Raw genomic sequence first — 20,190 nt, 5'->3', positions numbered from 1 at the left:
GGCGGGCCAGCGAGCCCTTATGTATTGGGCGGCGATAACAGCTGGTAGCGGGCGTGCGGGATTAGAGGCGTTTTACCAGGATCCAGACCGAGTCCTCGCCCCCGGATTTGCGCATGTGGACCTTTACCCGCTCGGTGGCCATCTGATGATCGAAGATGTACTCGAACACCGTGTCCAGCTCGCCCTTTTCCAGGCCCTCAACGAAGCGCCCGTAGAACTGGGGGTTGACGGTGCAGGGGGCGACATCCCGGAAGAAGTTCTGACCCATCACTTTCCGCGGGTCGGTTCCCGTCAGCTGGCCCTCGGTCAGGTTGTACTCGAGGATGGTGCCCTCGCGGTCCAGGCGGATGACGCCGAAAGGCAGGCTATTCATCGCTTCCCCGTCCATGTCGGCGAGGGCATTGAAAATATTGTCTGATTCGAAGCGCAATCGTTCGGTCATGGCGGACCTCGCGTGGTTAGCCCGTAATGGCGCCTTCGGCGGCGCTGTGCTGCGAGATCGTACCCAGGCTGTCCAGCTGGATGGCCCCGAAGCTGAAGTCGTCGACGGCCTCATCGTCTCTGTCCGACATGGCGTTGCAGCTGTCTTACTCGCCAAAGGTGATGCCTTCGGTCATCGGCAGCTCCGGGTGATGGGTGCCCCGCTGCGATGGGGCACTAGCGTCGCGCCGGCGCCGGTTGCAGTCGGGCGAAGCCGCCGTCTACGTTCAGCACCTCGCCGGTAATCCAGCCGGCCTCGGCGGACAAAAGCCAGGCCATGGCCGCGGCCACATCCCCTGGCTGGCCATAGCGCCCGAGGGGGTATTCGGCGCTGATTTGGTCCTCCGCATCGGCGTGGCGGAAAAGGTCCTCAGTGCCCGGGCCGCGCAAGAGGCCCGGAGCTACGGCGTTGATGCGTAGCCCCGAACGGGCGTAGGTGCTGGCGGCGCTGCGCATCAGGCCTTCGATGCCCGCCTTGGCGGCGGATATCGCCTCGCGGTTGGCCACGCCGCGGCCGGCCAGGGTCGAGCTCACCAGCACCGCCGAGCCCCCGGTACCGGTCTTGCGTAAGCGGGATGCCCACGCCTTGAGGGTGTAAAAGGTGCTGTCCAGGTTGGCCGCCATGCAGTCGGCGTAGGCGTCGGTGGAAGTGCCGTGTAAGGGCTTTACAAGGCGGCTGCCTGCGCAGTGTGCGAGCCCGTCCGGCGGGCTGGTTGCGCTGGCGGCGGCCATGGCAGCCTCCGCGCCGTCCGACGCGGATACATCCGCCTCAACCACCCGCGCCTGCCAGGCCTCGGGGATGTCGGTCAGGCACTGGGCGTCGCGGGTGGCCAGCGTCAGCTGCCAGCCAGCCTGGTGCAGATGGGCCGCCAGGCCCCGGGCAAGGGCCCCGCTGGCGCCGGTGATCAAGGCATGGTGCATGGTTCGGCCTCGCTCGTGGTGGTGGCGGCCCTGCCGTCTGCCAAAAGATCGGCATTCCGACCGGGGTCAAGCAGCACCGCCGCAATTTTTTGAATCTCGTTGGGCACCGGCCGGTCCGCGCACAACGGCGGGACCTGCCGGCGAACCAGGGCATGGAGGCGCCGCCTCCTTCCTCGGCCGTCTGGCGGGCACCGATGGTGCCCATGGTGACCACATCCTGGTCGTTGGCGTTGGTGGCGCTTGTCCGCCACCAGGGCCGAGCTGGTTACCTGGGGGCCCATGAAGCCGCTCTGGAGGCCGCGGTGCGGATGCCGGAATGACCCCGTGCCAGGCTGAGGATGCGGGTGGTGGTTGCCGCCCCCGCCCGGGGTCCGAAGCCCATGGCGAGGCCTTAGAACCGGCGGTGTCCGGGCTGCAAGCCGGTGACGAAGTCATGGCCCTCGTTTGCCGCTTGCCAGGCCCCGGGGTGCAGGGAAAGCGTGAGCCCGCCCCGAGCAAGGCCTTCGAGCTCCGTCAGCGTTACATCCCGGTCGGCATGCAATTCCATGGGTCTGACTGATGCTAGGGCCGGCGGGAGACGGGAATGCCCGTATCGCCCGCTTCCTGGTCAAACGTAAGCGCCCGGGGACGCCGGGACGGATCGAAGCGCTCGTCGATCCACTGCCGCAGCACCGCCCGCGCCTGCTGGATGTCGGGGGCGTCGTTGGCCAGGGAAATGTGGGCCCTCAGCCGCACGCCCCGATCCGAGGGCTGGGCTGCTACTTGCGCGCCTTGGACCCATGGGTGCTCGCAGAGGGCCTCGCCAACGGCCTCCGGGTGGACGTTGGTGCCGCCCACGGATACCGCCCCGTCATAGCGCTCTTCGGGCCGGAATTGCCGCTGCCCGGTCCAGCGCAGCTGGTCCATGGGCACCATCGGTTCGCCGGTTGCGCCGGAGGTCGGCACCAGTCGTCCCTGCTCATCCCGTTGCCAATGGGGCAGCAGCGTGAAGGCCTCCCCGGGCGCCTGCCGGTAGCCCGCGCCGCCCGTTTCCGTCGCCCCGTAGATTTCCGTAATGGCCTCGATGCCGCTGTCGAGCAGGCGGCGATAAACCGTCGTGTCCAGGTGTGCCGTGGACGACACCCCGGCAACCGCCTCCGGCCATTGACCCCGCACGCTGGCCAGGTAGCGCCAGCGCTCGGGAATGGTTACCACCAGGTCCCCAGGCTGTAGATCGGCGTGGACGGTTGCCCAGGCGGCCTCCCCATCCACTACAGGAACCCCCCATCGCTCCGGTAGCGCAACGGTGAGGAGGAAGCCGTAGATATTATGGGCCGGCACCAAGGCGATAACACGACGGGGAGTGGGCAGTACCCGCTCGAGGGCCCTCAGCTCCGCCTCCAGGGCATCCCAGCCGTGGGAGATCAGCTTGGCGGGGCCGGTGGTGCCCGAGGTCCGGAAGGCCATGCCAGCCGTGCCCTCCAGGAGAGCCTCCCGCACCAGGCCGACCCAGTCTCCTAGCGTCCGGTAGCGGAGCAGGAAGTCCTCGTTCCTTAACTCGTGCAGCCGGAAGCGTTCGTTCACGGCCGTGGCCAGGGTGGTCAGGTCAAGCGAGTCGGACCTCACCTCGGGGCCGTCTAGGGTCGTGACCGTGCTCCAGCCGGCACTGTCCGGCCGGTCCCCGGAATGGGCCAGCTCGTCCTCGACAAGGTCCCGCAGCATGCGGAACAGGGATTGTTCGGAAAAAGCCATGGTTAATCTCCCGGGGGCGCGGAGTCGGGGCCCGCGCCCGGTGGCTTACACCCGCTTGACCAGGATCCAGCAGGAATTACCGGTTAGCGCCTTCTTCTTGGGCGCCCCCACCTTGGGGGCCGGCATCTGGTAATCGAAGGTGTACTCGAAGACCGTATCCAGCTTCCTGGTTTGCATCCCACCCGTGAACTTGCCTGGGAACCCGGGGCCCGTGGTGCAGGGGGCCACTGCCTCGAACACATTCTCGCCGTTCAAAGCCTCGGGGCCGCGGCCGGTGATATCGCTCTCGGCGGCGTTGAAGGACATGACCCTGCCGGCGCTGGCCACCGGCACTGCGCCGAAGGCGAGGTTGTCCAGATCGTGATGGTTCCTATTGACCAAGCTGTTTTCCACATCGCCCGGGTCGAGGAGACCTCCTCCATGGTGGAGGTTATATGAATGTTTTGAACGATTTTAAGTTAATCTGACACCCTGCCATGGGGCCGTCAACCCCAAATTCGTTCAAAACGGGCATAGGGGTAGGGGCTTGGCGGCTGGTGGCCATTGAGGCCGAACCCGTGCTTGGGTGGGCCGTGGGGGAGCGGGCGGGATGGGCGGGTTGCGGTGACCCTGGACCGGGGCATTGGGGCGAGCTGGGGGGTTGCCTGGGCCCTAACCGACCTGCCGGTTCCGGAAATCGGCAGCGAAGTCTTTGAGTCGGCCGGTTTCGATGGCGGTTCGCATGGCGCCCATCAGCTGCTGGTAGAAGTGGACGTTGTGCCAGGTGAGCAGGGTCCAGCCCAGGACCTCGCCCGCCTTGAACAGATGATGCAGGTAGGCCTTGGAATAGTCCCGGCTGGCGGGGCAGTCGGAGGTGGGATCGAGGGGCTCGGGGTCGTCGCGGAAGCGGGCATTGGTCAGCTTCACGGCGCCGTCCCAGGTGTAGGCCAAGCCCCGCCGGCCGGAGCGGGTGGGCAGCACGCAGTCGAACAGGTCGATACCCCGCTCGACGGCCTCGACCAAGTCCAACGGCTTGCCTACGCCCATCAGGTAGCGCGGCCTGTCCGCGGGCAGGGCCGGAGTGGTGACCTCCAGGGCGGCGTTGCGCTCCGCCGCGGGCTCGCCCACTGCCAAGCCGCCCAGGGCGTAGCCGTGGAAGCCGATGTCCACCAGCCGCCGCGCCGACGCCTCCCTCAGGTCGGGATGGACCCCGCCCTGGACGATGCCGAACAGCCCAAACCCGGGGCGGCCGTGGAAGGCGTCCTTGGAGCGCTGCGCCCAGCGCAGGGTGAGATCGAGCGAGCGCTCGGCGTTGTCGTGGTCGCAGGGATAGGGCGGGCACTCGTCGAGGACCATGGTGATGTCGGCGTCCAGCAGTTCCTGGACCTCGACCGAGGACGCTGGAGTCAGGCGGTGGTAGGCGCCGTCGATGTGGCTGCGGAAGGTGACGCCGTCGTCGTCCAGCCGGCGCAGACCGGCCAGGGACAGCACCTGGTAGCCGCCGGAATCGGTGAGGATGGGGCCGTCCCAGTTCATGAAGGCATGTAGCCCGCCCAGGGCGGCCACCCGCTCGGCGCCGGGGCGCAGCATGAGGTGGTAGGCGTTGCCCAGCAAAATCTGGGACCCGGTGGCGCGCACCTGGTCGGTGAGCAGGCCCTTGACCGTGCCGGCGGTGCCCACGGGCATGAACGCCGGGGTGTCGATGGGCCCGCGCCCGGTGTGCACCCGCCCGCGCCGGGCGGCGCCGTCGGTGGCGAGGAGGGCGAAGCGGAAGTCGGGGTTGTCGGCCACGATCAGCTCTGGAAGGCGGTCCAAAGGCGGGAATTTACCACGGAGGTCATAGAGCACACGGGGAACGGCAAGTCTTGGCCTTTCCTTCCTGCCTTCCGTGACCTCCGTGGTTGGGCCGGCCGTTCAATCCGCCCCCGGATGCAGCAGGCAGGCGTCGCCGTAGGAATAGAACCGGTAGCCCGCCTCCACGGCGTGGGAGTAGGCGGTCTTGATGCGCTCCAGGCTAGCGAACGCCGCCACCAGCATGAGCAGGGTGGAACGGGGCAGGTGGAAGTTGGTCACCATGAGATCGGCGATGCGGAAGCGGTAGCCCGGGGTGATGAAGATGTCGGTCTCCCCAGCCCAGGGATGCAGGGTGCCGTCGTCGTCGGCGGCCGCCTCCACCAGGCGCAGGGAGGTGGTGCCCACCGGCACGATGCGCCCGCCCGCCCGGCGGGCGGCGTTGATGCGTGCGGCGGTGGCCGCGGGGATCACCCCGTACTCGGCGTGCATGACGTGGTCGGCGGTTTCATCCGCCTTCACCGGCAGGAATGTCCCCGCGCCCACGTGCAGGGTCAGGGTGGTCCAGCCGATGCCGGCGTCGGCGAGCTCGCCCATGAGGCGGTCGGTGAAGTGCAGGGCCGCGGTGGGTGCGGCTACCGCCCCGGGCTTGTCGGCGAAGCGCGTCTGGTAGCGCTCGCGGTCCGCCGTCTCGGCCTCGCCGCCGCGAATGTAGGGGGGCAGGGGCATGGCACCGATCGCCTCCAGGGCGTCGAGCAGTGAGCCGCCGCCGCGGTCGAAGGCCAGCACCACCTCGCCGCCTTCCCCCTTGTCCTGCACCTCGGCGGTCAGGTCGCCACCAAAGCGGACGACCTGCCCCGGCCGGAGCCGCTTGGCGGGGCGGGCGAAGGCGCGCCACACGCCGTCGTCCTTGGTGGCCTTGTGCAGGGTGGCCTCGATGGCGACGCTGTCGCGGTGGCCAACCAGCCGCGCCGGGATCACCCGGGTGTCGTTGAACACCAGGAGGTCGCCCGGGGCCAGCAGCCGGGGCAGGTCGGGCACCCCGTAGTCGCCCAGGCCGTCGGGGCGGACCTCCAGCAGACGGGCGCTGTCCGCCGGCTCCGCCGGGTACTGGGCGATTAGCTCCTCGGGCAGCTCGAAGTCGAACGCGTCGACGCGCATGGGGTTTCCGTGAGGCGTGAGGAGTGGGGTGGGAGGTGGAAAAGGCGAAGACGGCGTTATCCGCAGATGGCGCAGATTAACGCAGATAAGATACCAAATTCGGCAAGGCGTAAAGACCGCGGGAATGGTTGGTGCCTTTGCCTTCCCATCTGCGTTAATCTGCGTCATCTGCGGATCGAGCCTTGGCCGTTGCCGTTCCGCCTCACCCCTCACGCCTCACTCCTCACAGCAGGACGCCAGCCATGAGCGAGCAGGATCGCCGGCAAGCCACCCAGGACCTGTTGGCCTACATCGACGCTAGCCCCAGCCCCTGGCACGCCGTGGCCAACGCCGCCGCCGATCTGGAGGCCCGCGGCTACCGGCGCCTGGCCGAGGACGAGCCGTGGCGGCTGGAGGCCGGCGGCGGCTATTACGTAATACGCGACGACTCCAGCCTGATCGCCTTCCGCATCGGCGACAGCCCCCTGAGCCGCTCGGGCTTCCGAATCGTGGGCGCCCACACCGACTCCCCCGGGTTTCGGGTCAAGCCCAACCCCGCGCACGCCAAGGGCCCGCTGACGGCCCTCGGGGTGGAGATCTACGGCGGCCCCATCCTGGCCTCCTTCGCCGACCGCGACCTGACCCTGGCCGGTCGGGTCATGGTGCGCGACGACAGCGCCCCCGGCAGCCTGGGCACCCGCCTGGTCCACTTCGACCGGCCTCTGGTGCGCCTGCCCAACCTGGCCATTCACATGAACCGGGAGGTGAACAAGGAAGGCCTCAAGTTCGATTACCAGGACCAGCTGCCGCTGTTCCTGGCCGCCGTCTCCGAGGAGCTGCCGCCGGAGGAGCGTTTCCGGGGCCTGCTCGCCGAGGCCGCCGGGGTCGCCGCCGACGACCTGTGCTCCTGGGGCCTGGCGGTGGCCGACACCCAGCCCGGGGCCTTCTGGGGCCCCGAAGGCGAGTTCATCGCCGACAGCCAGCTCGACAATCTGGCCTCCTGCCACGCCGCCCTCGCCGCCCTGCCCGACGACGGCCCGGAGGCGGGGGTGGCCATGGCCGCGCTGTTCGACCACGAGGAGGTGGGCTCGGAGTCCTACAAGGGGGCGGCCGGCAACTTCCTGGAGAGCGTTCTGGAGCGCATCGGCGCCGCCCTGGGCCTGGACGCCGAGGCCTACCGCGCGGCCCTGGCCGGCAGCTGGCTGGTCTCCGCCGACATGGCCCACGCCTACCACCCCAGCTGGCCTCGCCACCACGACGACCAGCACCAGGTCCGGGTCAACGAGGGCCCGGTGATCAAGGTCAACGCCGCCCAGCGCTACGCCAGCGACGAGCTGGGCCAGGCCTACTTCGCCCGGTTGTGCGAGCAGGCGGGGGTGCCCCACCAGTCTTACATCCACCGCAACGACCTGCCCTGCGGGTCCACCATCGGCCCCATGATGGCGGCGCGCCTGGGCCTGCGCACGGTGGATGTGGGCAACCCCATGTGGGCCATGCACTCGGTGCGCGAGAGCGCCGGAGGCGAGGACCAGGGCGCCCTTATCGAGGTGCTCAAGGGCTTCTACGCCGAAGGCTCGAGCGGCTCGTAACGGGGCCTGTGGGGTTTGCCGCGCTGCTTTTGGAAAAGATCTGCCTATCTCGTAATCAGTCAAAAACCATTTAAAACAATAAAATAACTGTAAGTCCTTGAGCTTTGGCGAAGGCCTTTTCCCTTCGCATCCGCTTCCACCGGGTGGTGGAAAGCCCTTGCGTTCAAGGCGGTTTGCGGGGCCCATTCGGGAAGGTCGGCCCCCGGGAGGGCGAGGCCGAAGCCCGCTGACCAAACCCCATCGGGTCGCTCGGGTTTTTCAATCGATTCGCGAAGCCGGGCAGTTTTCCCCGAAGCTTGTGGAAAACGTTGTGGAGAAGTGAAGCCATAGCCCAGGCAGCCGGGAAGTTAGGTAGCCCTGCCTAATTTTTAGGCAATAAAAAAGCCTAAAAATCAGAAAATTAACCGTAGGCTACTGAGTTGCCGGGGTGGCCGGCAGGCTTGACATGACGAGCCGCCTTGTGGACGGCACTCGCGGAGCCGGCAAACGGCGAGCCCCCCACGGCAAGGCAGGGCGGGGAGGCATCCCGGTGGTTGAGGACCGGGAAGCGGCGGTGGTCGCTCAATCTGGCGTCTCACCCGTGCCCAGCGGCAGCAGGATGTGGAAGGTGGCCCCCCGGTCGTCGGTGTTGTCCGTGGCCCAGAACCGGCCGCCGTGGGCCTCCATGATCGAACGGCAAATGGAAAGGCCCAGCCCCAGGCCGGAGGCCTTGGTGGTGAACAGGGGGCGGTCGATGCCCTTCTGGAGCTCCTCCGGCAGCCCTGGGCCCCGATCCCGCACCCGGATCGCCAGCCACTCGGCGGTGGTCTGGGTGGTAATGCACACTTCCGGGTCGGCCGGGGGGGCCTCGGCCATGGCCTCGACGGCGTTGTTGAGGCAGTTCAGGATCGCCTCCCGCAGCTGGATGGGATCGGCTTGGGCGGTGGCAAGCTCCGGCTCCAGGTCCAGGTAGAAACGGTAAGGGGCCTCGGGGCCCTGATAGGAAACGGCAGGCACCACCTCGCGGATAAGGTGGTTGAGGTCCACCGGCTGGATCTGGGGCTTGCCCCCCTGCAGGAAATTGCGCAGGGACTGGACGATGCCGCCGGCCTTGTGGGTCTGCTCCAGGATGTGGTCCAGACCGGAGCGGAGGAAGTCGGGGGGCGCTTCCATGGCTTCCAGGTAATTCCGGGTGCCTTCGGCGAAGTTGGTGGCAGCGGTCAGGGGCTGATTGACCTGATGAGCCAGCACCGAGGCCAGCTCACCAAGGGCGGCCAGATGGCTCTGGCGCTCCAGGTCCATACGATGTTGCTTCAAGGCGGACAAATCGTGGCCCACCATGGACAGGCGCACCAGCTCGCCGTTTTCGTCGTGGTGGCCGATGGTGATCTGGAAGATGGGAACCTCCCGGCCCTCCCGGGAAAGCAGGGCCATCTCCCCGCGCCAGACGCCCACCTCATGAATCGCGGGGAGCACCGTGGCTCGCAGCCGATCAGTAGCCCACGGAGCGTAGGCCGCCTCTATGGACAAGCCCAGCGGCAGCTCCCCGGCGGCATATCCGAGTAGCCTCAGGGCCCCCTGGTTGCGGTACAGGATCTTGCCCTGGGCGTCGGCTATGGCAACACAATCGGGGCTGGCGTCCAGAATCTGGGTGAGCCAGCTTCGTTCCTGCTCCAACACTGCCCGGGCCCGGCGAAGCTCCAGATTGCGCCAGGCCAGGGCGGTCTCCGCCGCGACTTCATCCAGCCAGGCGATCTCGGCCGCATCGAAAGCCCCGGGATGGCCCGAGTAGAGGCCCAGCACACCCAATAGGCCCTCTTCGGTTCGCAAGGGCAGAGCTGCCGCCGACCCCAGGTGGAGGCAGTCGGTGTGGTCCTGGGCTCCCTGGGTCCCTTCTGGAGGGTCGCCGGGGCGCGCCTTCACCACCAGAGACCGCGAACAGGCGGCGGCCTTCAGGGGCCCGGCGGCGTTTGGCGGCAGGTCCCAGGTGGCCGGGTCCATAGCGCAGGCTAGGAGCCGGTCCGGACCCGCTGAGGTGGCGGTTTCCAGCTCTTCCGGATCCTTTTCGCTGGGAACCATGACCACCGCCAGCCGGAAGCCGATCGACGACGTCAGGTAGTCGCAGACCCGGTAGAGCAAGGCCTGGGGATCGGCGGTTTCCTGCTCGGCCTTGTGCACGGCGTTGAGGCTGCGCAGGGCAAGGTTGGCCCGATTCTGTTGGGCTTGGGCGGCTTTGGTTTCGGTGATGTCGGTCAGCACCAGCCGCACAACCGGCTGACCGTGATGATTTTCCCTGGGGGGCAGGCCTTCCAGGACCAGGGACCGGGGTGGCAGTGCGAGGTAGGTCGGTGACCGCAGCTCGATGCTCGCTGCCTGATCCGTCCGGAACAAGTTCTGCAGAAAGGAATAGAAGGGCTGGACATCGGTGGGGTCCAGGTAGGCCGACAGCGGTTCGCCCTCGAGCTCGAGCGGGCGGGACTTGCTTGCTAGCATGTGCGCGCCGGTGGCGTTGATGCTGGCGATCCGCCCCTCTTGGTTTAACGCCAGATAACCCATGGGAGCGCGGCCGCCGAGGTGGTCGGAGGGCTGGCGCTGGGGATCGTACCGGGTTTGGTGATCGCGCGGGCCATGAGGCGGGCGGTTGGCCTTTGGAGCTTCCGCGTGGCCGCCTTCCAGGGCCCGCAGCCGGGCGACCAGCTCGGCGCGGGACCAGCCGCTGTAGTCCTCCGCGGCCAGGTGGTCGGTGGGCCGTCGTTTCGGATCGGGCTGCGGATCGGTCATTCCTTTCCCCTTTCGGCCGCCAAAATGATCCCCAAGATGAGGCCCCTTTCCCCATACTTTTCATGGCGTGGCCATCGAGGTCCAGGGTTAAAGGGAACAGGGCGGGAAGCACGCGTGTCCGTTTTGCCCCGGTGGTCACATTGTGCCGGAGGGCTAGCCCGGTTGCCGGCGAGGGCCGGCCGGTGCAGGGTGAGATCAACAGGCCCGGTACCCCCAGGGCGGTCACAGGCTGCCTTTCGCAATTCGGCCTCCCCACAAGGAGAACCCCTTGGACTACCGCGCCACCCTCCTCATGACCGAATTCGTCACCCACGACGTGTGCCGCTACATCGTGGAGCGGCCCCCCGGTTTCGACTTCGAGCCCGGCCAGGCCGTGATGATGGCCCTCGACCGGCCCGGCTGGGCCGAGGTGCGGCGCTCCTTCACCCCCACCTCGCTGCCCCGGGACCGGGTCCTGGAATTCACCATCAAGACCTATCCCGCGCATCAGGGCCTGACCCGGGAGCTGGCTGGCACCGAGCCCGGCGCCGAGGTGCTGCTGTCCCGGCCCTTCGGCACCCTCACATACCGCGGTCCGGGCACCTTCATCGCCGGCGGCGCCGGGATTACCCCCTTCCTGGCCATGCTGCGGGATCTGGCGCGCAGGGATCGGTTGACCGGCCACCGCCTGATCTATGCCAACCGCAAGGCCGCCGACATCATCACTGCCCAGGAGCTTCGACATAACCTGGGCGAAGGCTGCCATTTCCTGTGCAGCAAGGCCGGCGGCGCCCTCTGCGACCAGACCGGCCTGGTGGATCGCGATTACCTGGCCCGAATGATCGGTACCACCGACCAGGCCTTCTACGTTTGCGGCCCGCCCGGTTTCGTGGACGCTGTAAACGAGGCCCTGGGCGAGCTCGGTGCCGGCGCCGAGCAGGTGCTGTTCGAGAGCTGACCGGGAGTGGCGGGCAATTGGCGGCTAAACGCCCTCAGGCCAAATTCGTGCTAACGGGCCAGGTGCATCATCGGGGCGCTTGGCAAGGCAGTAGCCAAGAGGCTGGCACCGTCGACCGAACGAGCCCCATTTACCGGGCGAGCCGTTGGTTCCCGTCCGCGGCCCATCCAACGCCTCCCCCGGCAGAGCCGGGCTCCCAGAACCCCTGTCCAGGGGAACGCAACGGTCCGGATTCGGCCTTGACCCGTTCGCTTTACCGGGAAGCTCGGTCAGAACGAATTGGCCCTGAAACGGGCTAGAGGCATTTGACACCGGATAGCGGGCCTTGTCCCTCTGGCCCCGGGCCCAAGGAGGTTCCCTTGGCCGGCTCCCGGCGAATCCGCGCCGAAGGTCACCTCCACCCGCCTCAAGTTGTGCTCCGCCTGATCGATAAGCCCAGAGGAAGGGGCGGCGTGGCTTACGGCCGCCCAGCAGTGTCGCCCCCGGTGCCCCCAGGGGGCGCTGAAACCATTCGTGTCCGGGAGCCGCCATGGCCCAAAACGACCGCCTCCTCGCTCAGGTCCGCCAAGCCCTCGATCAGCTGGGGGCGCGCGTCTGGGAGCGGGGAACGGACTTCCCTGACGCCGACGGCGCCCCGCCCTTCTTCGTCACCTCGCCCGACCGCGATCAGCTCCAGGCCGTCCTTGTGGATCCGGACGCCGGCTCCGGGGTCAGCATCCAGGCCGCCGAAGGCCTGGCCCTCGATACCCAGCTGGACACCGACCTCGCCCGCAGCATGCTCGAGCTCGGCCGGCGCGCCGGTAGCGCCCGCGCCGCCCGCTCCGGCCTTGAATCCGGCCTGCCCGAGGAATCTCCCCTGGGCGGGATCGCCTTCTTACCCCAACTGCCCGAGGAGCGGATCGACCACCTCAACGGTCGCCTGAATACCGCCATCCGCTGGCAGCATTTTGCCGGTGACTACGCGGCGCTGATGCTGTCCGCCGAGGACCTCCACACCCTCGAGGACGTCTACGCAAGCTACGGCGAGGCCGTCGAGCCGGAGGAGGAGCCCGGCGAGGAAGCCGGGCCCGGGTCCGATATGGCCCCGCAAGGCGCCCCGCAGTCAGCCGAGGGCTTCGCTGGCGAGGCGGTCGAGCCCGTCGCCGAGGCCGGGTCGGAGGCCGCCGAAGAACCGGAGGTTGAGGCCGCAGAGCCGGAGGATAGCTTCGAGCCCTACCGCCAGGCCATCGCCACCGAGACCGTAAGCGAGCCCCCCGCCGGGGAAGAGCTTGCCGCCGAGCCGGAGAGCCAGCCGGCGGCGGAGCCGTCGGAGGCCGCAAGCGAGGGACGCGGTGACGCGGCGGAAGCGGCAGGGGACGCCGCCGGCGCCGAAGAGGGAGCTGCCGAGGAGCCAGCGCCGCCCGATGACGGTTCGGCCCCGTCGGAAGAAACCGAAGCCGGCGCGGAAACCGTGACCGAGGAGATCGACCTGGCCGAGGGCCTCGACGGGGCCACGGAGGTCCCCGAGGGACCGGAGCCCGAGGAGGACAGCGGGGAGCCCGCCGCCACCGAATCCGAAGACGCCGAGCCCGAACCGGCCCCGATCGCTCCCGAGGAAGGCACCGACGAGCTGCGGCAGATGCTGGAGGCCGAGCCGCCCGACGAGGGCGAGACCGATGCAGCCGGGCCGGAGCCTGCCGCGGAACTCCGCCCGGATGACGCCCCCCAGGCCGAGGGGCTGGAAAGGGAGGATGACGCCCCCCAGGCCGAGGGGCTGGAAGCGGAAACCCAAGCCCTCGAGCCCGAGTCGGCGGAGCCCTTTCACGGGGAACTGGCGGAGGCCGAGCAGAACCTGGAGGAGGCCATGGGCCTGGCCGATCCCTGGGCTCCATCAGCGCCCGAGCCGCAGGCTCCGGCCGCCGGGCCCCAGCCGGGATCCGAGCGCGCACCCGAACCGGCGCCCGAGCCCGAGCCGGCACCCGAGCCTGAACCGGAGCCGGCGCCCGAGCCTGAACGGGAGCCCGAGCCCCCCGCTGAGCCGGATCCCGATCTGGCCGAGCAGGTCCCCGCCAGCCGGATCCCCTGGGCGGCGTTGCCCGGCCTGGTTCTGGATTTTCTCTACCTCCTGGCCTTGGCCCTGCAAGGCCTGCAAGGTCTTGCGGCGGACCGTTCCGACGCCCTGGGGGCCTTGCTGCCGCTCCTGGTGGTCATGGGCTGGGCCGGGGTGCTGGGTGCCTTCCTGCTGGCCCTGCGCCGCTACCGCCGGGGTACCCTGCGGGTGCCCGCATGGTGGGGCGCGGTAGCCCTGGTCTTCCCCTGGGCCACCTATCTGGCCGTGCTCACACGGCCGGAATTCGAGGAAAGCGAGGCGCGCACCGCCCGGAATTTCCCCATCGGGGCCACGGTGGTGACCGCTGTCGCCGCCGTGGTATTCGCCACCGGGACCCATCTGGTGCTTCTGGATCCCTTGTTGGAGCGCCTGCAGGCCCTGGGGCTGGGCGGGATGGCCGACGCCCGCGCGCAGGCCCAGGCGCTCGGTGAGCGGGCCGCCGCCGGGCGCCTGGAAGCGGTGCAGGCGGCCGTGACCGGCGCGGCCGGGCAGGACCCCGGCCTGGCCAGCGGTGCCCAGCACGCCGCCGGGTTGAGCGTGGTGGGTGCGCTCGCCGCGGGAATCCTGGAGACGGTGGGCCGGGTGGCCTGGGCCTTCGCCCTGCCGGTGGTGCTGACCGCGGGGCTGGTGCTGATCATCCCCGGGCTGTGGCGGGACACCCAGGTGGCCGACAAGCTGGCCGGCTTCGGCAGCCGCCTGGCGGTTTTCGCCCTGGCCTTCCACCTGTTCCTGCCCCTGGCGGGCTCGATGGCGGATGCCGTGGGCCCCTTCCTGCCCGTGGGCGAGGCGGTGGCCGGTGCCCAGGCCCATGCCGAAGGCGACAGTGGCCCGGAGCAGCAGGGGGCGGCCCTGCGCGGCCAGGGAGTGGCCCTAACCATCCAGGCGGTGGCGGTTCCGGTGCTGATGCTGTGGCTGCTGGGGTGGGGGCTGCGCCGCCTCGGCCGACCCCTGGATCGCATCCACCCGGCCCAGTCAGCGATGGACGAGCCTGCCGAGGCTGACTAGACTCGGGGGTTTAACCGAGCCTTGACCCTTCCCGCGCCCTTTCCCTGCTTTAAGGAGGGTGCGGTTTTCAACTAAACCGAGCCATCATGTCCGAAACCAAGTTCCGCAATGTCCTGGGTGACCAGCTGGAGCCCTGCGGCATCGACCCCCCCGCCGGGTTCTACCGCACCGGCAAGTGCGAGACCGGCGTCCAGGACCTGGGCAACCACTCGGTATGCGCCGAGGTTACCGAGGAATTCCTGGAATTCAGCGCCGCTCGCGGCAACGACCTGACCGCCGGGGTGCCTGAGTTCAATTTCCCCGGTCTGGCGCCCGGCGACCGCTGGTGCCTGTGCGCCGCCCGCTGGCAGGAGGCCTTCGAGGCGGGCTGCGCTCCCAACGTGCGCCTCGCCGCCACCGAGGAGAACGCCCTGGAGGTGGTCCGTCTGCCGGACCTCAAGGCCCACGCCATCGACGGCTGAACTGCCCCTGTAACCCTGGCTCAGTTACGCCGATCAAAAAAACGCCGGGGCGACGCGTTAGCGGTTACCCTGGCCCTCTCCCCTTGGAGGGGAAAAGGTAGGGCACGGCGAGCGGCGAATAGGCCCTGGCGCCCAACCTCAGGATCCCCTCCTCTCCTTGGGGGAGAGGGACAGGGTGAGGGGAAGAGGAATATGGCTATCCGGTTCGGTCAAGGACTAGGCCGGGATCCGGGCTCGAATCCTGTGGGAGAGGCCATTGGCCGCGACAGGAAGGGCCTCGGATACCAGTCGGGGCTGGTAGCCCCTCCCACAAGCACCCTCCCTGAATGAGGCGGATAGCCAGTGAGAGGAAAGGCCCAGCAGACGGCACCCGGCTCATTCCCTAAACAAAAGATACCTTCTCCCCTTCGGAGAGAGGGGCAGGGTGAGGGGAGAGGGGACCAGAACCGCCGAGTGCGCCTCGCCTGCTCCCTCACCCCTCCAGCCCTGCACGGGTGAGCGCCGAGCGCACCGCCGATTCGGCGGCGCTCCGGCCGATGTCGTCCTGGGCGGCCTCCAGGACCTCCTCCAGCAGGGCGGCGTAGCCGTCGCGCAGGTGGTCGATGGTCTTGCCCTTTCCGAGCTCGGCGGCGATGGCGTACAGCTGCCGCCGGAGGGCCTGCTCGTCGTGGTCTTCCATGCTTTTCCCCGAGGGTCCGAGGGAATGGCCGATTGCCCCTACGGAGGGACGCCTTGCTCCGAGCCCTGATCCTGCTCCTCGCCCTGGCCGGGCCCGCCGCGGCCGCCGCCGTCCCCGCCGGCATCCCCCTGTGGGAAGGCGCCGAGACCGGCATGACCACCGAGGAGGTGCTCCAGGCCTTCCCCGAAGCGACCCCGGTCCCCAAGGGCGAGCGCGCCGGTAAGGAGGGACCGGCCGGCGGCGAGCTGCGCGTGACCATCGAGCGGGTGGCGCTTGGCCCCGATCCCTACGCGGCCCGCTTCTACTTCGGCCGAAGCGGCCTTCAGCGGGTTATCCTGGACCGGCACCTGGAAGGCGACATGGCCTTCAGCCGCGGTCTCAAGCTCGCCGGCCGGGTGCGCGATGCAATGTCGGAGCACTACGGCGAGCCGGTGACGCGGGAGACCGGTGGCGACGGCTACATGGTGACGTGGCGCCAGGACGCCAAAAGGGTTCGGCTGGTGGTAATTACCCAGAGCTACGAGGTGAAGTCCTTCCAGGTGGTCTACGAGCCCAGGCCGCAGGATTGACCCGGTTACCCGGAGCCGGCCGGGCGCAGCTCCGCCTGGCCCGCCCGGATGACGCGGTTGCGGCCCTCCTCCTTGGCGCTGTAGAGGGCTTCGTCCACCGTGTCGATCAGGGTCTCCGGGCTCTGAGTTAGCGGATCCCACCGGGCCACCCCCAGACTGGCGGTGGCCGCAAGGTCGCTACCCTGGGTGGGTATGGGGTGGCGGGCGACTTCGGCCCGAATGCGCTCGCCGAGCGCCATGCCTTCGTCGAGGTCCCGGTTGGGCGCCACGATGAGGAACTCTTCGCCGCCGAATCGGGCGACCAGGTCCTCCGGGCCGGCCTCCCGGTTGATCAGGTTGGCTAGATACACCAGCACCTCGTCGCCGACGGGATGGCCGTAGTGGTCATTGATCACCTTGAAGCGGTCCAGATCCATGAATACCAGGGTCAAGGGCCCCGCCGACCCCCGCCCCGCCGTCAGGTCCTCCCGGATGCGGCGGAACAGCGCACCGCGGTTGAGCAGGCCGGTCAGGGGATCGAGGCTGGCCTGCCGGTGCAGTAGCATCAGGATGTAGAGGTGGACGGCCTGGGCCACCAGCGCGAAGCCCCCCATCAGCAGCGTGACCCACAGCATGCCCATGGAGGCCTCGCCCAGCAGGTCGCGGTTCTGGGCCACCGTCAGCCCTTCCAGGCCGATGATCACCGCCAGCAGGGGCAGGCTCTCCAGCGTGGTCAGCGGGAATAGGGCGGTGCAGGCCACCAGGAAAAGCGGCAGGGTGGTGTAGCCGATCAGGCCCGGCTGGGCCATGGTGCCGCCCACCAGGATCTGGGCGTAGAGGTGAAAGGCCAGCAGGATGATCACCAGCGCCCATAACCCGGCAATCCCGTTCAGCCGCGAGCGCTGGGTCGGCCACAGCAGCGCCACGCCCAGGAAGGCCACCCCGGCCACTACCCGGCCCACGCCCATGGCGAAGAGCCCTTCCCCCGGCAGCAGCCACATGGCCACGGGGATCCACAACGGCGTGGCCACGGCGAACAGCAGGGCGAAGATGCGCACCCGCAACAGCAGGTGGCCGCCCCGATAGAAATGGAAGTCGGCCGAATGGTGGCCGGCCGTGGCCACGTCGCGGAAGGCGCCCCGCATCAGCGTGAGCCAATGGGGTAAGTCGCTTAGGGCCACGGTTGCTCCTCTGGGGCGCTGCGGGCGGTTCGGTCTCGCTCGGATGGCGCCTTCTCCCGGTTATTGGTGGAGCCCGACCGGACTCGTGACGGCTACCGTGGCGCCCAAGCCCTGAAGCCGCAAGGGGCGGTGAAGTCGGCCCCGGGTGGCGGTCCTGGGTGGCTTAACCAGAGACGGCGCCCGCCACCTCGCCGGCGAAGCCGTCCACCGCCGACTGCGACGGCGGCTGGCTGATCAGCTCGGGGCGCAGGAAGGCCGCCGTGCCGCTGCTGTCGGTGGGAAGGTCCACTGTCCGCAAGCACTCCGGCGGCGGCGCCACCACCGTCCATCCGTACTCCTCCAGCATCAGCCGGCAGGAGTGCCCGAGGTCGGACCGGGGCGGCTGCGGGCTGTCGAAGACCCGGTGGGGGTCGGCGGTCACCGCCTCCGCGATGCGCAGGGCCAGCATCCGGCGCCCCTCCGCCTCCGAGGCCACCCGGTCCTCCGCCGCCAGAGCGCCCCGGACCCGGGTCGCCCGGCTGGCCAGGGCGTTGCGCCAGCGCCAGCTGCTCTCCAGCCCCTGGCGACCGTAGTGGTTGCCGCGGCAGTAATCGGCCTTGAGCACCCCCAGGAACTGCTCGATGTGCCTGTCGATGGCGGCCCGGGCCCCGGTCCGGCGCTGCCGGTGGGCGGGGGCGCGGGCCTGGACGGTGGTGGCCGCCGCCACCAGCACCATGGCCACGTGGAACATCCAGCCGGTGAGCGCCAGACCCGGGGCCAGGCCGCCATGTCCACCGCCAGCCCCTTGCGCAAGCCGAGCCGCTGCCAGAAGCCGTAAGGGGAGGACCGCTGCTCGCGGCTCATGAGGAGTGGCTCCTGCGCAACGGGAAAGGTCCGGTCAACCGCTGCTTGGGCGCAGGCGGTACTGCTGCACCGTCTGGCCCAGCTCGCCGGCGGCCTCCTGGAGCTGCTGGCCCACCGTCTCGATGCGCTGGCTCTCGCCGGAGACCTCGCCCACCTTCTCGGCCACCTCGTCCACGTGGCGGCGGGTCTCGCCCATGGTCGCCGCGAGCTCCTCCGCCGCCGAGGCTATCTGGTTCGCCATGCGGTCGGTCTCGGTGATGGCTTCCTCGATGGTGTCGAAAGCGGTCTCCACTTGACCTACCTGGGTAACGGCGTCGCTGGCCTCATCGGCCAGCCGGCCGATGACCGACTGGATCTCGGTGGAGACCTGGCCGGTCTGCTCCGCGAGCTTGCGCACCTCGTCGGCCACCACGGCGAACCCGGTGCCGGCCTCGCCGGCATTGGCCGCCTCGATGGCGGCGTTGAGTGCCAGCAGGTCGGTCTTGCTGGCGATGGCCTGGATGGTCCCCGTGAGCGACTCGACCTGGCTGGTGGCCTGCTGCAGCTCGCCGATCTGGCGGCTGGCCCCGCCCAGGGCGGTGCGCCCCTCGCCCGCCCGGGAGCTGGCCTCCGAGGCGCTGGCGGAAACGGTCTGGGTGTTCGCCGCCACCTCCTGCACCACCCGCTCCACCTCGCCGGCGGAATGGGCCACCTCCTTGACCTCCGTCGAGGCCTGTTCGGCCGAGCCGGCGATGGTCTCGCTCGCCCCGGCCATGGTGGTGCTGGTGGCTTCCAGGTTGCCGGCCTGGTCCTGGACCCGGCCCAGGGTGTCGCCCTGGTTGGCGATGAGGCGGTTGTAGGCGGCCACCATGGCGCCGATCTCGTCGCTCTGGACCCGGGCCGGCAGCTCCTGACCGAAATCGCCCCGGGCCACCTGCCCCAACGCCTGGCGGACCCGGTCCACGGCGGTCATGAAGGAGCGGATGCCCACCCACTGCATCAGCAGGATGATGACCAGTGCCCCCACCACCATCCAGATCATGTCCCGGTGAAGGCCGTCCAGGCTGGCGCTGCGGGCCGCCCGCAGCGAACCGGTGAGGTCGTGCAGGGCGGTCAGCACCCTGGCGCGGGCCTCGGCGCCGGGGGCAGCGCGGTAATCCGCCCAGGCCGTGCCCAGCTTCTGCAGGGCCCGGCCGGACGGACCGGCGGAGGCTTCGGGGCTGGCGCGCAGGGTATCGAGCAGCCCGTCCACGCCGGCGCTGCCGGCTTCGGCTCCGGACCCAAGGGCCTCGTGCACCGCCGCCTGCAGCTCCCAGGCCGTGGCCACCTCCGGGCGGTAGTCGTCAATGCTGGTGAAGATCACCACCGCCCAGGCGGCGATGTAGACGAACAGAAAGGAGAAGAACAGCAGGAACTGCCGGTTCTGGGTGGCGATGCCCGCCTTCTCCAGGGGCTGCTGGATGCGCAGCGCCACTGCCTCGTACCAGGTCATCGACCCCTCCTAGGTCCTATCCGCCGGTTCGGCGGGCAAAGATAGCACGTTACGGCGGGGGGATGTCCGGGGTGGTTCCTTCGGGCGGGATGCGGTCGGTTGCGGGGCATAGCCCTTCAGCCCCGTTGCTTGTTCAGCTTGTCCAGGCTCAGGTGCAATACCTCGCCCGTTTCCGGGTCCTCACAGCGGGCGTAGACGTCCAGGCAGACGCGCCCGGCCTCCGGGAGCTTGAGATTGACGATGACGTCGTTGGCCACGATCCGGACGCGGCGGGCGGTGAGCGCGTCGGTGGCGGGGTCTAGGATCTGGAGGGTCAGCGCCTGGCCGACCAGGTGGCGAGTGTCGGCGATGAGCTGGTGGGCGGTTTTGCGCTGCATGGTCTGAGTCGCCCCGGGACGCTTCCTTGTTTCGTACCTCGGCCCGCAATAGGCAGTATGGCCCGGATCGGGGGGACCGGATAAGGTAGCTATTGGCTATCCGCCTCATTCAGGGAGGGTGCTTGTGGGAGGGGCTACCAGCCCCGACCCGGATCGCCAATAGGCATTTTCCTCCCCGGCCCCAACGCGGTCCGCCCCATCTTCCCCG

General features: G+C 69.1%; 17 protein-coding genes. 5 read left to right on the top strand and 12 right to left on the bottom strand.

All coding sequences use genetic code 11. From position 1 onward, the window contains the following. Positions 1-61: 61 nt before the first annotated feature. The 6 genes from pyp to queA form a co-directional block, all read right to left on the bottom strand. Complete coding sequence (gene pyp, locus V5A19_RS02375; protein WP_332317704.1) at positions 62-442, bottom strand: photoactive yellow protein; 381 nt, start codon at positions 440-442, stop codon at positions 62-64. Between the two features lie 215 nt (positions 443-657). Then, entirely contained in the window at positions 658-1,401 is a 744-nt protein-coding gene (locus V5A19_RS02370; RefSeq protein WP_332317703.1) for an SDR family NAD(P)-dependent oxidoreductase, read from the bottom strand. Positions 1,402-1,962: 561 nt separating this feature from the next. Continuing rightward, positions 1,963-3,132, bottom strand: coding sequence for a hypothetical protein (locus tag V5A19_RS02365; protein ID WP_332317702.1), 1,170 nt, complete (start codon positions 3,130-3,132; stop codon positions 1,963-1,965). A 45-nt stretch (positions 3,133-3,177) separates the two neighbouring features. Next, a complete protein-coding gene (locus V5A19_RS02360) occupies positions 3,178-3,513 on the bottom strand; it encodes a PAS domain-containing protein (RefSeq protein ID WP_332327688.1) in 336 nt (111 codons plus the stop codon). Between the two features lie 270 nt (positions 3,514-3,783). Continuing rightward, the gene (gene tgt, locus V5A19_RS02355) at positions 3,784-4,908 is read right to left on the bottom strand and encodes a tRNA guanosine(34) transglycosylase Tgt (RefSeq protein ID WP_443081399.1); all 1,125 of its coding nucleotides are present in this window, start codon (positions 4,906-4,908) and stop codon (positions 3,784-3,786) included. Between the two features lie 117 nt (positions 4,909-5,025). Further along, positions 5,026-6,063, bottom strand: a complete 1,038-nt coding sequence (gene queA, locus V5A19_RS02350) for a tRNA preQ1(34) S-adenosylmethionine ribosyltransferase-isomerase QueA (protein ID WP_332327687.1) — start codon at positions 6,061-6,063, stop codon at positions 5,026-5,028. 242 nt (positions 6,064-6,305) lie between these two features. Between queA and V5A19_RS02345 the strand changes: the two genes are divergently transcribed. Further along, positions 6,306-7,631: a M18 family aminopeptidase gene (locus V5A19_RS02345; protein ID WP_332317698.1), complete on the top strand. Its 1,326-nt coding sequence runs from the start codon at positions 6,306-6,308 to the stop codon at positions 7,629-7,631. A 561-nt stretch (positions 7,632-8,192) separates the two neighbouring features. Here V5A19_RS02345 and V5A19_RS02340 read toward each other — a convergent pair. After that, positions 8,193-10,391: an ATP-binding protein gene (locus tag V5A19_RS02340; RefSeq protein ID WP_332317697.1), complete on the bottom strand. Its 2,199-nt coding sequence runs from the start codon at positions 10,389-10,391 to the stop codon at positions 8,193-8,195. Between the two features lie 268 nt (positions 10,392-10,659). Here V5A19_RS02340 and V5A19_RS02335 point away from each other — a divergent pair, with 268 nt between their 5' ends. The 3 genes from V5A19_RS02335 to V5A19_RS02325 all read left to right on the top strand — a co-directional run bounded on the left by V5A19_RS02335 (position 10,660) and on the right by V5A19_RS02325 (position 14,883). Continuing rightward, positions 10,660-11,328, top strand: coding sequence for an FAD-binding oxidoreductase (locus tag V5A19_RS02335; protein ID WP_332317696.1), 669 nt, complete (start codon positions 10,660-10,662; stop codon positions 11,326-11,328). A 529-nt stretch (positions 11,329-11,857) separates the two neighbouring features. Further along, entirely contained in the window at positions 11,858-14,422 is a 2,565-nt protein-coding gene (locus V5A19_RS02330) for a hypothetical protein (protein WP_332317695.1), read from the top strand. Between the two features lie 86 nt (positions 14,423-14,508). Further along, on the top strand, positions 14,509-14,883 hold the full coding sequence (locus tag V5A19_RS02325) for a DUF2237 family protein (protein WP_332317694.1): 375 nt from the start codon (positions 14,509-14,511) through the stop codon (positions 14,881-14,883). Between the two features lie 472 nt (positions 14,884-15,355). On the opposite strand, the gene V5A19_RS02320 is transcribed toward V5A19_RS02325, so the two are convergent. Further along, entirely contained in the window at positions 15,356-15,562 is a 207-nt protein-coding gene (locus V5A19_RS02320) for a hypothetical protein (RefSeq protein ID WP_332317692.1), read from the bottom strand. A gap of 53 nt (positions 15,563-15,615) precedes the next feature. Here V5A19_RS02320 and V5A19_RS02315 point away from each other — a divergent pair, with 53 nt between their 5' ends. Continuing rightward, positions 15,616-16,131: a hypothetical protein gene (locus V5A19_RS02315; RefSeq protein ID WP_332317691.1), complete on the top strand. Its 516-nt coding sequence runs from the start codon at positions 15,616-15,618 to the stop codon at positions 16,129-16,131. Positions 16,132-16,136: 5 nt separating this feature from the next. Here the strand turns inward: V5A19_RS02315 and V5A19_RS02310 are convergent, their stop codons facing one another. The 4 genes from V5A19_RS02310 to V5A19_RS02295 form a co-directional block, all read right to left on the bottom strand. Beyond that, positions 16,137-17,291 (bottom strand): GGDEF domain-containing protein, encoded by a 1,155-nt coding sequence (locus V5A19_RS02310; protein ID WP_332327686.1) that lies wholly within the window; start codon positions 17,289-17,291, stop codon positions 16,137-16,139. A gap of 163 nt (positions 17,292-17,454) precedes the next feature. Then, positions 17,455-18,012 carry a hypothetical protein gene (locus tag V5A19_RS02305; protein WP_332327684.1) on the bottom strand — a complete coding sequence of 186 codons (558 nt, stop codon included), beginning with the start codon at positions 18,010-18,012 and terminating at the stop codon, positions 17,455-17,457. A gap of 156 nt (positions 18,013-18,168) precedes the next feature. Next, complete coding sequence (locus tag V5A19_RS02300) at positions 18,169-19,605, bottom strand: methyl-accepting chemotaxis protein (RefSeq protein WP_332327683.1); 1,437 nt, start codon at positions 19,603-19,605, stop codon at positions 18,169-18,171. A 116-nt stretch (positions 19,606-19,721) separates the two neighbouring features. Further along, complete coding sequence (locus V5A19_RS02295; RefSeq protein ID WP_332327682.1) at positions 19,722-19,982, bottom strand: hypothetical protein; 261 nt, start codon at positions 19,980-19,982, stop codon at positions 19,722-19,724. Positions 19,983-20,190 lie beyond the last annotated feature (208 nt).

This window comes from Thiohalorhabdus sp. (genome assembly GCF_036628635.1).
Lineage (GTDB): Bacteria > Pseudomonadota > Gammaproteobacteria > Thiohalorhabdales > Thiohalorhabdaceae > Thiohalorhabdus.
This window is presented reverse-complemented; position numbering and strand designations above follow the sequence as displayed.

What these genes read in the sequence shown, in the direction of transcription:
- queA (WP_332327687.1), bottom strand. Translation starts at nt 6,063, where the DNA reads ATGCGCGTCGACGCGTTCGACTTCGAGCTGCCCGAGGAGCTAATCGCC.
- V5A19_RS02295 (WP_332327682.1), bottom strand. Translation starts at nt 19,982, where the DNA reads ATGCAGCGCAAAACCGCCCACCAGCTCATCGCCGACACTCGCCACCTG.
- V5A19_RS02325 (WP_332317694.1), top strand. Translation starts at nt 14,509, where the DNA reads ATGTCCGAAACCAAGTTCCGCAATGTCCTGGGTGACCAGCTGGAGCCC.
- V5A19_RS02345 (WP_332317698.1), top strand. Translation starts at nt 6,306, where the DNA reads ATGAGCGAGCAGGATCGCCGGCAAGCCACCCAGGACCTGTTGGCCTAC.
- V5A19_RS02370 (WP_332317703.1), bottom strand. Translation starts at nt 1,401, where the DNA reads ATGCACCATGCCTTGATCACCGGCGCCAGCGGGGCCCTTGCCCGGGGC.
- V5A19_RS02365 (WP_332317702.1), bottom strand. Translation starts at nt 3,132, where the DNA reads ATGGCTTTTTCCGAACAATCCCTGTTCCGCATGCTGCGGGACCTTGTC.
- V5A19_RS02320 (WP_332317692.1), bottom strand. Translation starts at nt 15,562, where the DNA reads ATGGAAGACCACGACGAGCAGGCCCTCCGGCGGCAGCTGTACGCCATC.
- V5A19_RS02340 (WP_332317697.1), bottom strand. Translation starts at nt 10,391, where the DNA reads ATGACCGATCCGCAGCCCGATCCGAAACGACGGCCCACCGACCACCTG.
- V5A19_RS02330 (WP_332317695.1), top strand. Translation starts at nt 11,858, where the DNA reads ATGGCCCAAAACGACCGCCTCCTCGCTCAGGTCCGCCAAGCCCTCGAT.
- pyp (WP_332317704.1), bottom strand. Translation starts at nt 442, where the DNA reads ATGACCGAACGATTGCGCTTCGAATCAGACAATATTTTCAATGCCCTC.
- V5A19_RS02300 (WP_332327683.1), bottom strand. Translation starts at nt 19,605, where the DNA reads ATGACCTGGTACGAGGCAGTGGCGCTGCGCATCCAGCAGCCCCTGGAG.